We start from the raw sequence: 14093 nt of genomic DNA on the forward strand, positions 1-14093 counted from the left end.
CATTCAAGTCGATGAAGACCACTATAGGGCTAAATACAAGCGTCGCTTATCAGGGCATGCCCCAATTCGAGCGCATTATTATCCGTACCTCCCAGCCACCGAACACGCCGAAAAAAGGCCATTTGGCGCAGCAGTGGCTGCGGTCTGTTACAGCACCCGCGCCAGCGCCGCTTGCAAATGCTCAGAGGGCAGCCGCTTAAAACCCGAGCGGGCAAAACGCTGCAAGCGCCCTTGCATGAAGGCCACCAGCACCGAAGCGGCCACCTGTGCGTCCGCCGTGGGTGTTTCGGACGCCAAGCCCTTGAGCGACTGGCGCAGCTGCGATTCGATCTTGTCAAACAGCAAATTGATGCGCTCTTGCAGGCGCTCGTGCTCCAGCACCAGCGCATCGCCGGTCATGACACGGCACATGCCAGGGTTCTTTTCGGCGAACTGCAAAAGCAGCGCCACGATGCGAGCGGCCTGGTTGGGGCCCACAGGTTCGCGGTCAGTGACCTGACGGATCAAGCCGATCACCGACTGGTCCACAAAGTCGATCAGGGCCTCGAACATCTGCGCCTTGCTGGCGAAGTGGCGGTACAAGGCCGCTTCGCTCACACCGATCTTGGCGGCCAAGCCTGCCGTGGTGACCCGCTCAGCGCCTGGCGCCTCCAGCATGGACGCCAAGGTTTGCAGGATCTGCAAGCGCCGCTCACCCGGGCGCGGGCGTTTGCGCACCGGTGCTTCTTCGGTCGGTTCGGTGTTGTCGTTGTGATCGTTCATGTCTCCCCCCTTTGGCATCGGACCGCTTCAGCGGCTCTTGATCATGGTGCCGAAGGCCTGCTCTGACAGGACTTCCAGCAGCATGGCGTGCGGCACGCGGCCATCGATGATGTGCACCGCGTTCACACCACTCTTGGCCGCATCCAAAGCGCCTGCAATCTTGGGGATCATGCCGCCGCTGATGGTGCCATCGGCGCACAGCTCGTCGATGCGGTGTGGTGTCAGCTCGGTCAGCAAGTTGCCTTCTTTGTCGAGCACGCCTCGGATGTTGGTGAGCATCAGGAGTTTTTCGGCCTGCAACACCGTGGCCAGTTTGGCGGCCACCACGTCGGCGTTGATGTTGTAACTCTCATTGTCCACACCAAAGCCGATGGGGCTGACCACCGGAATGAAAGCGTCGTCTTGCAGGGCTTTGAGGATGGACGGGTCGATGCTTTCGATGTCACCCACCTGGCCCACGTCGAGCTCTTTGCTCGGGTCTTGGGCATCCAGCAAGCGCAGTTTTTTGGCGCGGATCATGGCGCCGTCACGGCCTGTCAGGCCCACGGCCTTGCCGCCTGCGCGGTTGATCATGCCCACGATGTCTTGCTGCACTTCGCCGCCCAACACCCACTCGACCACCTCCATGGTCTCGGCATCGGTCACGCGCATGCCTTGCAGGAACTCGCCTTTTTTGCCCAAGCGGCTCAAGGCATTCTCAATTTGCGGGCCACCGCCGTGCACCACGACCGGGTTCATGCCCACGAGCTTGAGCAGCACCACGTCTTCGGCAAAGGCTTGCTGCAAGGCCGGATCGGTCATGGCGTTGCCGCCGTATTTGATGACCAAGGTCTTGCCGTGGTATTTGCGGATGTAGGGCATGGCCTGCGCCAGGATCTGGGCCTGGTCGCGAGGGGAAACGGCAGCGGTGGTATCGGTCATGGCGCGTTACGGAATTGAAAGGTCATCAAAGTTGAAAGCGATTGTGCCGCAAGCGTCTGACGCTCAAAGGATCTCGGCCATCAAGCGGTCCACGCCCTGCTGCCAATTCGGCAAGGTCAGGCCAAAGCGGTTTTGCAGGCGCTGGGTGTTCAAGCGGGAGTTCAAAGGGCGGCGGGCGGGCGTCGGAAATGCAGACGTCGGCACGGGCGAGATCTCGGTCACTTTCCAGGGGGCGTCGGGTTGGATCTGACGAGCCCGCTCAATTGCATATGAGGCATAGCCATGCCAACTGGTCTCGCCTGCGGCCACCAGGTGGTAAATGCCCGAGAGATGCGCGTCTTGCGCGTGGAGGACGTGACGGATGGCATGCGCCGTCACATCGGCGATCAAATCCGCGCCCGTGGGTGCGCCGCGCTGGTCGTCGATGACCGTCAGGCGTTCGCGCTCTTGGGCCAGGCGCAGCATGGTGCGGGCAAAGTTGCCGCCGCGTGCCGCATAAACCCAGCTGGTGCGAAAAATCAGGTGCTTGCAGCCACTGCCCGCAATGGCTTGCTCACCTTCAAGCTTGGTCTGGCCATACACGCCCAAGGGGCCTGTGGCATCGCCTTCTTGCCAAGGCGTCTGGCCTTCGCCATTGAACACATAGTCGGTCGAGTAATGCACCAGCCAAGCCCCCACATCGGCCGCCGCTTGGGCCAAGGCGGCTGGTGCCGTGGCGTTCAGGGTGCGGGCCAACTCGGGCTCGGACTCGGCCTTATCTACCGCGGTGTGGGCCGCGGCATTGACGACCACATCGGGCCGCATATCGCGCACCGTTTGAGCCAATTTTTCAGGGAACGACAAGTCACCGCAATGCAGCGTGCTGTGGCGGTCCAACGCGATCAACTCGCCCAAAGGGGCCAAGCTGCGTTGCAGTTCCCAGCCGACTTGGCCGTTTTTACCGAGGAGAAGAATTTTCATGAAAGCCCGAATCAGGGTGAGAGGCTGTGAGCTGGCCACAGGGTGCGCGACAAGCGCAGATTTTAGAAGCAATGCCCCATCGCTCAGGTTACAGTGATGCCCATATCAGGAGTTCCCCCCATGGCCAAATCACCTGCCTCAGACAAGACCACCGCTTCGACCGATGCCACCGCTGCCGCCGCCCCCACACACCAGATTTGGCTGGCGGGTTTGGGCGCCATGGCCAAAGCGCAAGAGCAAGGCAGCAAAGCCATCGAAGCCTTGGTCAACGATGGCTTGGCCTTCCAGCGCAAAAGCCAGGCCGAAGCCCAACAACGCTTGAGCGAAGCCACCGAACGCCTGACCCACTTGGCCAGCGACTTTGGCCAACAAACCACGGTGCGCGTGGACCGCTTGGAACACCTGTTTGAAGACCGCGTGGCCAAAGCCTTGCAACGCTTGGGCATGCCCACGCTGTACGACCTGCAAGCCCTGACCGAACGCGTGGCCCAACTGGAAGCACAGTTGGCCAAGGCCACGGCCAAATCCAGCAGTGCAGCGCCAGCCACGCCGAAGCCGAAGGCCCAACCAGCCGCCAAAGCCGCCGGCAAAACGGCCACCAAGGCCACCAGCCCCCGCCGCAAGGCCTGAGCGCACGCTGTTTACCCATGGCCAAAAAAGCCCCACGCCGCACCGCCCAGCGCATCGCTGAGGTCACGCTGGAGCTGTTCAACCGCTTTGGCGAGCCCAATGTCTCGACCACGCTGATCTCGTCCGAGCTCAACATCAGCCCCGGCAATCTGTATTACCACTTCCCCTCCAAAGACGCGCTGGTCAACCACCTGTTTGACGACTACGAAGCGGCCATGCTGGGCTTGCTGGATGCAGCCGCCGATGTGCACGATGTGGAAGACGCCTGGTTCTTTTTGCACTCGCTGTTTGAACAGGTTTGGAACCATCGATTTTTGTACCGCGACCTGAACAACCTGCTGTCGGGCAACCGGCATTTGGAGACGCATTTCCATGCGGTGCTGGAGCGCAAAACACAGGCGTTCAGACACCTGCTGGAATCGCTGGCGGCAGCGGGTTTGATGCGCATCGACCCCGACAGCATCGAGACCTTGTCGGCCAGCATGTCGGTGATGGTCACTTATTGGCTCAGCTACGAATACGTGCGCAACCCACGCCAAGCGCTGGAGCCCGCCAGCGCCAGCCTGGCCTTGAGCCGGGGTGCCAAACACGTGCTGGCCTTGCTCACGCCCTACATGGCCAGCGCCGATCTGCAGGCGCACCTGCAGTCATTGACTGCGGTCTACAGCGACCCAGCGGCTTGAGTTTCGGGCTCAGCCCTTGGCGGCAAAACGCTGTTCGGCCATGGTCAGCAGGCCGTCAAAAATCAAGTTGTCCACCAGCTCAAACTGCAGCGACATGCTGGGCGCCATCTTCCAGCCTGCGCCCCCCGTCATCACGCACATCGGCTCTTGGCCCGTGTGCTCGCGCAGGTGCTGCACCATGCGCTCACAAGCGCCCGCAATCGCATAGGTGCCGCCACTGGTCAGTGCGTCGCTGGTGTTGGTCGGGAAAGGCCGCACTTCACCTGTAGGCACATGCAAACCGGCCGTGCCCGACTCCAGAGCGCGCAGCATGATGCCGTGCCCTGGCAAGATGAAACCACCTAAAAAACGGCCTTCGGTGTCGATGGCCTCGACAGTGACCGCTGTGCCCACCATCACCACCACCAACGGCCGGGCAGGCCCTTGGGCCAGCATGCGTTGACGCGCACCGATCATGGCCACCCATCGGTCTGAGCCTAAACGGGAGGGGTGGTCGTAACCGTTGGTCAAGCCCGCTTCTGAGACACTGGGCACGACCCACTGAGGGCTCACATCCCACAGGTCCATTTGCTCTTGCACACGGCGCTTGATGGCGTCGCCCGCCACAATGCAGCCCAGCATGCGCTCTGGCACGGGCAAATCAGCCCAAGGCCCGTCGGCCAAGCGGTCGATGTTTTCCAAAAATTCCGCACCCTGCGCCAGCAGTTGGGCAAGGGGGTGCGGCCGGTCGTACAACGCCCATTTCAAACGGGTGTTGCCCACATCGATGGCTAAGAATGTCATGCCGTGATGATAATGATTTTCACGGTTTGACCGGGCGAGCCTGTTTGCGCTTGACCAAAGCCAATGCCCTCTAGGCTCTTTTTACTCAGACACACCGGCACTTTGGGCCTTGCGGATGGCATCCTTGGCCTGATTTTGCGGCTCCTGTGGCCCATTCGCATCCACTTGCAAAAGCAATCCCAGCAAGCGCGCACCATGCTCCACCGCGATGGAGCCGTACTTCACATCGCCTTGCACCAACGCGCTGGCAAGCATTTCCACGCGCTCATGGGCATCGATGTTGCCCGAGACCTTGCCCGCCACGATCACTCGGCTGGCGATCACATCGCCTTGAATTTCACCTTCTTGCCCCACCACCACGGTGATCGCCTGGTCTTTGGGCGCCTCGATGTTGCCCACCAACTTGCCATCGATGCGCACACTTTGCATCACGCGCAACGTGCCATGGATTTCCGTTTGTCTGCCAATCAAAGTGTCAAAGCGCTCTGGGCTTTTCACGAGTGGGGTGTTGTTTGTTTTTTTGTTGCCGAACATGCGGGTCTCCTCCTTTAATTCAATGCCCCATCAAGGCTTCAGGTTGAGGCGCGCCCATGCCGCAAATGCCTTGGCAGGATGCATCGCCTGCCCCTGGTACATCACCTCGTAATGCAGGTGGGGTCCCGTTGATCGTCCGGTGTTGCCCAGCAAACCGAGCAATTGGCCTCGTTCAACCTTGTCCCCCTCGTTCACATGGCGGCGGCTCAAATGGGCATAGCGCGACACAAAGCCATCGGCGTGCAACACATCGACCATTTCACCGTAAGCCCCCGAAAAACCGGAGCGCAGCACTTTGCCATCTGCGGTGGCCAACACCGGGGTGCCCACGGGTGCCACAAAGTCGATGCCTTCGTGCATGCTGGGTTGGTGCGTCATGGGGTCGGCACGCACACCAAAGCCACTGGTGATGGAAAAATCTTGTGCCAATGGCAAAGCCGTTGGCAGCTTGCTCACCCGATCAAGGTCCCGCTGCCACTGGGCCTGCTTCGTGATCAACGTCTCTTCGAGTTGCTGAATTTGTTGGGCGGCGAACGCCAGCTCGCTGTGCAGATCAGCCGGGTGCGAAGGCCCAATCGGTACAGCCTTCAACGGACCACCTCGGCCATCGGTCGCTTCAGCCTTGCTGCGCACGCTGCCTGGCACCAGGCTTTCTATGCCAAAACGGCTCAGAAAGCTTTTTCTTTGCTGATCGATGTCACGCAAAAGGCCCGTTACCGAGGAGATCTGACCATGCAAACCCTCGAGCCTGGCACGGTAGTGGGCTTCAATTTTCATTTGTTCGGCCTGACTCGTCACGCCGCCCATGCGGTGCGCCAGTTCGGGGGCATATTCAACCGCCACGCGCAAGCCGATCAAATGGAACAAAGAGCCCAGCAACAACAAGGTCATCGCCACTGCGGCCACCGAGAGCAAGACCTTGCGAGCCGTGATGGACACAGCGACCACCCGGGCTGTGGGCCCGGACACCCAAATCAATTGCATAAACACTCCAGAGACCCGTCCGCAGACGTCCCCAATGGGGCTGATTGAAGCGCCAAAAAGCCCCAGCAAAACCGTTCGGGGTTGACGGCAAGGGGCGTATCTTAAGGTAGCGGCTTGATGAAGATCGAGTCATTTCAGCCAGAAAAAGCGTATTTAATAGTTATTCGACCATTACAAAAGTTTTTTTTGAATTAATTTTGAAAATACGCGTGTGCGCTGACAACTCAAGCCTCAGCGCCCATGCAAGTCCATCGATTGACGAAGCCAGACCTATCCAAAATGCGCGGGACTGCTCAAGCGCAATGCGGCCAAAGCCATGACCTTGGCCGAGTCCACCAGCTCCTGGATGCCCACATATTCATCGGGCTGGTGCGCCAGATCCAGAATGCCGGGGCCATACGCAATGCAGTCGCGCAACTTGCCGCTGCGCACGATGTGCTTTTGGTCATACGTGCCGGGGCTGGCGATGTAGCTGGGCTCACGCCCCAGCACGCGGGCGATGGCCCGGGCCGTGGCATCGACCACCGGCGCGTCCTTGGGTGTGGCCGTGGGCACAAAACTCATGATGTCGCGGATGCCGTAATCAAATCCCGGCCGCGTGCGCTTGAGTTCTTCGAGCATGTCGACGATCTCTTGCTTGACAGCTTCGAGGTTTTCCTCGGCGATGAAGCGCCGGTCCAGCACGGCCTTGCACAAGTGCGCCACCACAGGCGCGGGCAAATCGCCTGTGGGCCAGCCGCGTTCGTCCAGGCTGTAGCGCTGCTCGACTTGACCGCCGTGGATGCTGTTGATGTTGAGCGTGCTCACCCGTGCGCCTGGGGGCTCCACCGGCTCGGCCGTGTGCCGCCCTTGCAGGCGTGGCTGCAGTTGCGTTTCGAGCAAATGGATGAAGGCGCTCATGTGGTTGATGGCGCTGTCACCCAAAAATGGCATGGAGCCGTGCGCGATGCGCCCCCGCGTTTCCACCTCGCCCCACCACACCCCTCGGTGGCCCAAGCAAATGCGGTCCACCCCCAAAGGCTCGGGAATGATCACATGGTGCACCTTGGGCTTGCTGAAATATCCACGCTCCGCCAAGTAACCCACACCGGCAAATCCGCCCGACTCTTCGTCCACCGTGCCGCTGATCTCCAGCGCCCCAGACATGGGCAAGCCCGACTCGATCAAGGCCTCGCAAGCGATGATGCTCGACGCCAGCCCGCCCTTCATGTCGCAGGTGCCTCGGCCGTACACACGCCCGTTGGCCACTTGCCCGCCAAAGGGCTCATAGGTCCAACCCGGACCGGGTTCGACCACATCGATGTGGCTGTTGAAATGCACGCACTCGCCCGGCTGAGGGGCTTGCCAACGCGCCACCACATTGGTGCGGGGGTGGCTATCGCTGTCGCCAGGCGCACCGACAGCCCGCACGTATTCGACCGCAAAGCCCTTGCGGGCCAGGCGCTCACCAATCAAGTGGGCGCACGCCTCGTAGGCATCGCCCGGTGGGTTGATGGTAGGGATGCGCACCAGGTCTTGCGTGAGCGCAACGACCTCATCGCGCTTGGCGTCAATGCTTTGCAGCAGGCGGTCTAGGGTAGGCGTCATTGGGCCAGTTTATCGCTGGCCCTTGCGCGGCTGGTATCACTTAAAGCACAGGGCGGCCACTTGTTGTCTGAGTGCCTGCGATGCGTGTACCGGCGTCGCTGACCATCGCCAGCAGGGCTGGCTCCCACGTGCGGTCAATCTTGGACCATCGCCAGCAGGGCTGGCTCCTACGGGGTCTAGTCAGCTGCGAACGCGTTCCAGCAAGGTGGCCGTTGAGGCGTCCAGCCCTGACGCATCGCCCGAGACGATGCGGGCATGGATGTCCTTGGCCAAGACCTTGCCCAGCTCCACGCCCCACTGGTCAAAACTGTTGATGCCCCAAACCGAGCCGCTGACAAACACGCGGTGCTCTTGCAAAGCGATCAAAGCGCCCAGGCTGGCCGGCGTCAGCTCGTCAAGCAACAAGAAGGTGCTGGGGCGATTGCCGGTGAAATGCTTGTGCCCGCCTGCGTCTGACTTGCCCAGCATCAGCGCCTGGGCCTGCGCGATCACATTGGCCAACAACAATTCTTGGTGGTCCTTCAGGCTGTGCGTGGGCTTTTTGACGGCGATGAACTCCAGCGGCACGATGTCTGTGCCCTGGTGCAGCATCTGAAAATAGGCATGCTGGCCATTGGTGCCGGGCTCGCCCCACAGCACGGGCGAGGTGCCATAGGACAGCGCCTGTCCATTGCGGTCCACGCGCTTGCCATTGCTCTCCATCTCCAGCTGCTGCAAATACGCAGGCACACGGCGCAAAGCGCTGTGGTACGGCGCAATCGATCGGCTGGTGAAGTTCAAGAAGTTGCGGTACCAAACATCCAGCAGCCCCAAGCGCACCGGCAAGTTGGCTTCCAAAGGCGCGGTCTGGAAATGCTGGTCCATGGCGTGCGCTCCGGCCAACAAGTCTTGGAAGCCTTTGGCGCCAATGGCGATGGCCACGGGCAAACCAATGGCCGACCACATCGAATAGCGCCCACCCACCCAGTCCCAAAAACCAAAGGTGGTGGTGATGCCGAATTCAGCGGCAGCCGAAACGTTGGTGGTCAGCGCCGCAAAGTGAAGCGCCACGTCGGTGCCGCCCTGCGCTTGGAACCAGGCCAGCGCCGAGCGCGCATTGGTCATGGTCTCGATGGTGGTGAAGGTTTTGGAGGCGATCAAAAACAGCGTGTTCTCGGCCTTGAGGCCTTTGAGCACGCCCGCCAGTTCATGGCCATCGACGTTGGACACGAAGTGAAAGCGTTTGCCGGGCAACACAAAGTCTTGCAGCGCCAGCACCGCCATTTGTGGCCCCAAGTCCGAGCCGCCGATGCCGATGTTCACCACGTCGGTGATTTGCGCATCGGCCCGCACCTGCTCGGCATAAGCCAGCATGGGCGCAAGGGTGCCGTGCACCAGCGCCAGCGGCTCGGCCAGATCGCCTGGCAAAGAGCCTTGTGGCTGGCGCAGCAACCAGTGCATCACGGCGCGATCTTCGGTGTGGTTGATCGCCTCACCCCGGAACATCGCATCGCGGTGGGCGGTCAAACCGGTCTGACGGGCCAGCTCCAGCAGCAAAGCCTCGGTCGCGGCATCGGTGTGGTTTTTAGACAAGTCCGCAAACACATGCGGCGCGGCCTGGCTCAAGCGGGCCACACGGGTGGCGTCACCTGCAAATGCGTCTCGCAAATCGAAGCCGGCAAAACCTTCGGCATGTTGCTGCAGTTGCTTCCAGGCAGCGGTCTTGTCACAACGCATCTCAGGCTTTCTTCATCAATTCTTCAAGTTTCACGGCATCGGCGCAGAAGGCGCGGATGCCTTCGGCCAGCTTCTCGGTGGCCATGGCGTCTTCGTTGAGCGCCAGACGGAAAGACGCTTCGTTGTAGGACACGGCAGGCAAGTCCATGCCTTGCGCTGCTTTCGCGTCCAGCGCCGCCGCCAAAGGCGCTTCGGTCGCTGCCAATTGCGCCAACAGCTCGGGGCTGATGGTCAGCAAATCGCAACCGGCCAGCGCCGTGATCTGTCCGATGTTGCGGAACGACGCGCCCATGACTTCGGTGGCGATGCCGTGTTTTTTGTAATGGTTGAAGATGGCCCGCACCGACTGCACGCCGGGGTCGTTGGCACCGGCCTTGGCGGCCTCGTCCCAGGCCGCACCGGCGGTTTTTTTGTACCAGTCGTAAATGCGGCCCACAAAGGGCGAGATCAACTGCACCTTGGCTTGGCCACACGCCACCGCTTGGCAAAACGCGAACAGCAGCGTCAGGTTGCAGCGGATGCCCTCGCGCTCCAGCTCGGCCGCAGCTTGAATGCCCTCCCAGGTTGACGCGATCTTGATCAGCACCCGCTCGCGGGCAATGCCTTTCGCCTCATAGAGCGCCATGATCCGGCGCGCACGGGCCACGGTGGCGGCGGTGTCAAAGCTCAAACGCGCATCGACTTCGGTGGACACACGGCCCGGGATGGTGTTCAAAATCTCGCAGCCAAAGCGCACCAGCAGGTGGTCCATCACCACGTCCAGCGGTTGGCCCCGGTGAGCGGCCACGGCTTCGGCCAACAAGGGGGCGTATTCGGGCTTTTGCACCGCCTTCAAGATCAAGGACGGGTTGGTCGTCGCGTCTTGCGGCTGAAACTGCGCCAGCTGTTTGAAGTCGCCGGTGTCTGCGACCACGGTGGTGAATTTTTTGAGGGCGTCGAGCTGGTTCATGTGATTTTTTCCTGAAGACGCTTGAATTATCCGTGAAACAAAGTTACATTACAAATCAATTTTTCATGTAACTCAAGAACATCATGGCTTTTGATTTGGTTTTCTTCGGCGGCACGGGCGATCTGGTCTGGCGCAAACTCATGCCTGCCCTGTTTCAGGCTTACCGCCACGGCACCCTGCCCGAAGGCGGTCGCATCATCGGCGTGGGCCGCGACGACCTGAACGATGCGCAATACCGCCAGCAAATCCAATCGCGCTTTGAGCAAGTCGAAGGCGACAAGCGCCCCAACAGCGAAGAGTTCGCCCGCTTTGCCGACCTGCTGTGCTACGTGCGCATGGACCTGTCCAAGCCCGAGGCCTATGCCGCACTGGCCGCCCGCCTGGCCGAACGCGAGACCGACCATGTGGTCATGTACCTGTCCACCGCGCCCAGCCTGTTCACCACCGTGTGCGAGCAACTCGCCGCCAGTGGCCTGAACACCCCCAAAACCCGCATCGTGCTGGAAAAGCCGCTGGGCCACGACCTGGCCTCCAACCGCGCGATCAACACCGCCGTGGGCAAGGTCTTCAAAGAGCAGCAGATCTTTCGCATCGACCACTACCTGGGCAAGCCCGGCGTGCAAAACCTGTTTGCCATGCGCTTTGGCAACGCCCTGTTCGAGCCCCTGTGGCGCCGCGAGCACATCGCCAACATCCAGATCACCATGTCCGAAGAGCTCGGCGTGGAAAAGCGCGGTGGCTTTTACGAAGGCACGGGCGCCTTGCGCGACATGGTGCAAAACCACGCGCTGCAACTGCTGTGCGCCATCGCCATGGAGCCGCCCATCAACGCGCATGCCGATGCGATCCGCGATGAAAAACTCAAGGTGCTGCGCGCCCTGAAGCGCTGGACGCCCGAGACCTTGACCCAACACGTGATCCGCGGCCAATACGCCGCAGGCAATGTGGACGGCCATGCTGTGCCCGCCTACCGCGACGAGCCAGGCGTCAGCCCCAGCAGCAACACCGAAACCTTTGTCGCCCTGCGCACCGAGATCGCCAACTGGCGCTGGGCGGGCGTGCCGTTTTACATCCGCACCGGCAAGCGCATGGCCTCGCGCGAAGCGCACATCGAGATCAACTTCCGCCCCACGCCGCACGACATCTTCAAAACGCCGGTGGGCCAAGTCAACAAACTGGTGATCCACCTGCAGCCCAAGGACGGGCTGGAGCTGCACCTGTTTGCCCAAGGCCAAAGCAAGCGCGGCCAAGGCGGCAGCGGCACCTTGAGCCCGGTGCACCTGGACCTGGACTTTGACAAACGCTTTGGTTCGGAGCGCGTGGGCGCTTACGAACGGCTGTTGCTCGATGTGCTGGACGGTCGCCTGAACCTGTTTGTGCGCAGCGACGAGCAAGAAGAAGCTTGGCGCTGGGTGGAACCCATCTTGCAGCACTGGGCCGCCGACCCTGTGGGCCCCCGCCCTTATGCCGCAGGCACCTGGGGCCCCAGCGCCTCGAGCGCCATGATCGCGCGCGACAGCTTCTGCTGGAGCGAAGAGATCTAATTTCCACCTCTACCGGAGACACGCCATGCTCGATCGAATCAAAGCTTCCCTGCCCTCCTTGGCCCCGGCCGAGCAACGTGTGGGCAAGCTCGTGCTGGCCGACCCCCGGGCCTTTGCCAACCTGCCCGTGACCGAGCTGGCAGACCGGTCCCATGTGAGCAAGCCCACCGTGGTGCGCTTTTGCCGCAGCATGGGTTACGACGGCCTGTCGGACTTCAAACTCAAGCTGGCCGGCAGCGTGAGCGAAGGCGTGCCGTTCATCCACCGCAGCGTGGATGTGGACGACAAGACCAGCGACATCGCGGTGAAAGTCATCGACAACACCGTGGCGGCCTTTTTGAAGTACCGCAACGACGCCAGTTCTTTTGCGCTGGAGCATGCGGCGCAGGCCCTGGCCGCCACCCAAAAGACCAACCGCCGCATCGAGTTTTACGGCGTGGGCAACTCCGGCATCGTGGCGCAAGACGCGCAGCACAAATTCTTCCGCCTGGGTGTGAACGCCATCGCCTACAGCGACGGCCACATGCAGGTCATGAGCGCATCGATGCTCAAGCCCGGCGACTGCGCCGTGATCATCTCCAACTCGGGCCGCACCCGCGACCTGATGGACGCCTGCGACATCGCCAAAAAGCAAGGCGCCACCACCATCGTCATCACCGCCAGCGGCTCGCCACTGGCCAGCGCAGGCCACATCCACCTCACGGCTGACCACCCCGAGGGCTATGACAAATACAGCCCCATGGTCTCGCGCCTCTTGCACCTGCTCATCATCGACATCTTGGCCACCACCGTGGCCCTGCGCATCGGCGAAGAGCTGCAGCCCACGCTGCGCGACATGAAAAACAACCTGCGCAACAAGCGCTACACCTGACAGCTCACCGCCTCACTTCGCGACTCAAAGCAAAAGACCTGGCAAGCCAGGTCTTATTTCATGCAGCGTCAATTGATCACTCGGGCTCGATCTTCGCGTCGCGCACCACCTTGGCCCAGCGCGGCGCCTCGGCTTTGATCAGTGCCGCAAACTGCTCGGGCGTGCCGCCGCCCACCTCGTTGCCCTGGCTCAAGATCTTTTCTTTCAAGTCCGGGTCTTGCAGCGCCTTGTTGCCCACCGCACTGAGCTGCTTGATCAAATCGGCCGGCATGCCTTTGGGGCCAATCAGGCCTTGCCAGTTGAGCACCTCGACCTCGGGGTAGCCCTGCTCGGCCATGGTCGGAATGTCTGGGGCCAAAGGCGAACGCGTTTTGCTGGTGATGGCCAAGGCCCGCAACTTGCCGCCCTTGAGGGCGGGCATGGCCGAATACATCTGCTCGAACATCAAGTTCACCTGCCCGCCCATCAGATCGGTGGCCCCGGCCGCGCCGCTCTTGTAGGGGGCATGGATCATGTCCATGCCTGCCGCATGCTCAAACAATGCCCCGCTCAAATGGTGCGTGCCGCCGATGCCGCCCGAGGCATAACTGAGCTTGCCCGGCGCGGCCTTGGCAGCCGCCACCAAATCCTTGACCGACTTGTAAGGCGAGTCGCTGCGCACCATCAAGATCAAAGGCCCTTTTTCGATCAGCATGATCGGCACCAGATCGGTAAACGGGTTGAAGTTCAGCTTCTTGAACAGCGCGTGGTTGACGGCCAACGGCGCAAAGTTGCCCATGCCGATCGTGTAGCCATCGGGCTTGGCCCGGGCAATCGCCTCGGTGCCGATGTTGCCGCCAGCGCCCGCCTTGTTGTCGATGACGATGGATTGCCCCAGCAAGGCGCTCATGACCTTGGCCACCTGCCGCGAGCGGTTGTCGGCATTGCCGCCTGCGGCATACGGACACACCCAGGTGATCGACTTGCTCGGGTATTTGTCTTGCGCCCAGCCCAGCGCAGGTGCGCCCAAGGCAGCAGCCATTTGGATGACGGATCTGCGCTTGATCATGTCGCGCTCCTTGTGTCTCTTTTTTGGAAACCGACAGCTTACCCCTTTTGTTTGCGGCGGCTTTGCAGCATGGCGACATGAAAAGTCAAAAACCCACCGTGGCAACACGGTGGGTTTTTTC

At 61.3% G+C, this 14093-nt stretch carries 14 protein-coding genes; 4 read left to right on the forward strand and 10 right to left on the reverse strand.

Annotated elements, in window-relative coordinates; genetic code table 11:
- Window positions 1-147: 147 nt before the first annotated feature.
- The 3 genes from slmA to rfbD all read right to left on the reverse strand — a co-directional run bounded on the left by slmA (window position 148) and on the right by rfbD (window position 2643).
- Entirely contained in the window at window positions 148-762 is a 615-nt protein-coding gene (gene slmA, locus QLQ16_RS08515) for a nucleoid occlusion factor SlmA (protein ID WP_283224266.1), read from the reverse strand.
- A 27-nt stretch (window positions 763-789) separates the two neighbouring features.
- Window positions 790-1683: an acetylglutamate kinase gene (gene argB / locus QLQ16_RS08520; protein WP_283224267.1), complete on the reverse strand. Its 894-nt coding sequence runs from the start codon at window positions 1681-1683 to the stop codon at window positions 790-792.
- A gap of 63 nt (window positions 1684-1746) precedes the next feature.
- Window positions 1747-2643 carry a dTDP-4-dehydrorhamnose reductase gene (gene rfbD, locus QLQ16_RS08525; RefSeq protein WP_283224268.1) on the reverse strand — a complete coding sequence of 299 codons (897 nt, stop codon included), beginning with the start codon at window positions 2641-2643 and terminating at the stop codon, window positions 1747-1749.
- 120 nt (window positions 2644-2763) lie between these two features.
- Between rfbD and QLQ16_RS08530 the strand changes: the two genes are divergently transcribed.
- Window positions 2764-3273: a phasin family protein gene (locus tag QLQ16_RS08530; RefSeq protein WP_283224269.1), complete on the forward strand. Its 510-nt coding sequence runs from the start codon at window positions 2764-2766 to the stop codon at window positions 3271-3273.
- 17 nt (window positions 3274-3290) lie between these two features.
- Window positions 3291-3956, forward strand: a complete 666-nt coding sequence (locus QLQ16_RS08535) for a TetR/AcrR family transcriptional regulator (protein WP_283224270.1) — start codon at window positions 3291-3293, stop codon at window positions 3954-3956.
- A 9-nt stretch (window positions 3957-3965) separates the two neighbouring features.
- Here QLQ16_RS08535 and QLQ16_RS08540 read toward each other — a convergent pair whose 3' ends face one another.
- The 6 genes from QLQ16_RS08540 to tal all read right to left on the reverse strand — a co-directional run bounded on the left by QLQ16_RS08540 (window position 3966) and on the right by tal (window position 10509).
- Window positions 3966-4739 carry a type III pantothenate kinase gene (locus tag QLQ16_RS08540; protein ID WP_283224271.1) on the reverse strand — a complete coding sequence of 258 codons (774 nt, stop codon included), beginning with the start codon at window positions 4737-4739 and terminating at the stop codon, window positions 3966-3968.
- Window positions 4740-4820: 81 nt separating this feature from the next.
- Complete coding sequence (locus QLQ16_RS08545) at window positions 4821-5273, reverse strand: bactofilin family protein (protein WP_283224272.1); 453 nt, start codon at window positions 5271-5273, stop codon at window positions 4821-4823.
- 30 nt (window positions 5274-5303) lie between these two features.
- Entirely contained in the window at window positions 5304-6257 is a 954-nt protein-coding gene (locus tag QLQ16_RS08550) for a M23 family metallopeptidase (RefSeq protein ID WP_283224273.1), read from the reverse strand.
- A 270-nt stretch (window positions 6258-6527) separates the two neighbouring features.
- On the reverse strand, window positions 6528-7844 hold the full coding sequence (locus QLQ16_RS08555; protein WP_283224274.1) for an acetylornithine deacetylase/succinyl-diaminopimelate desuccinylase family protein: 1317 nt from the start codon (window positions 7842-7844) through the stop codon (window positions 6528-6530).
- A 180-nt stretch (window positions 7845-8024) separates the two neighbouring features.
- On the reverse strand, window positions 8025-9560 hold the full coding sequence (pgi, locus tag QLQ16_RS08560; protein ID WP_283224275.1) for a glucose-6-phosphate isomerase: 1536 nt from the start codon (window positions 9558-9560) through the stop codon (window positions 8025-8027).
- Window position 9561: 1 nt separating this feature from the next.
- Window positions 9562-10509 (reverse strand): transaldolase, encoded by a 948-nt coding sequence (tal, locus tag QLQ16_RS08565; RefSeq protein WP_283224276.1) that lies wholly within the window; start codon window positions 10507-10509, stop codon window positions 9562-9564.
- Between the two features lie 83 nt (window positions 10510-10592).
- On the opposite strand from tal, the gene zwf reads away from it, so the two are divergent.
- Window positions 10593-12053 carry a glucose-6-phosphate dehydrogenase gene (gene zwf / locus QLQ16_RS08570; protein WP_283224277.1) on the forward strand — a complete coding sequence of 487 codons (1461 nt, stop codon included), beginning with the start codon at window positions 10593-10595 and terminating at the stop codon, window positions 12051-12053.
- A gap of 25 nt (window positions 12054-12078) precedes the next feature.
- The gene (locus QLQ16_RS08575; RefSeq protein ID WP_283224278.1) at window positions 12079-12924 is read left to right on the forward strand and encodes a MurR/RpiR family transcriptional regulator; all 846 of its coding nucleotides are present in this window, start codon (window positions 12079-12081) and stop codon (window positions 12922-12924) included.
- A 76-nt stretch (window positions 12925-13000) separates the two neighbouring features.
- On the opposite strand, the gene QLQ16_RS08580 is transcribed toward QLQ16_RS08575, so the two are convergent.
- Complete coding sequence (locus QLQ16_RS08580; RefSeq protein ID WP_283224279.1) at window positions 13001-13972, reverse strand: Bug family tripartite tricarboxylate transporter substrate binding protein; 972 nt, start codon at window positions 13970-13972, stop codon at window positions 13001-13003.
- Window positions 13973-14093: the final 121 nt, after the last annotated feature.

It is taken from the genome of Limnohabitans lacus, from assembly GCF_030053395.1.
Lineage (GTDB): Bacteria > Pseudomonadota > Gammaproteobacteria > Burkholderiales > Burkholderiaceae_C > Limnohabitans_A > Limnohabitans_A lacus.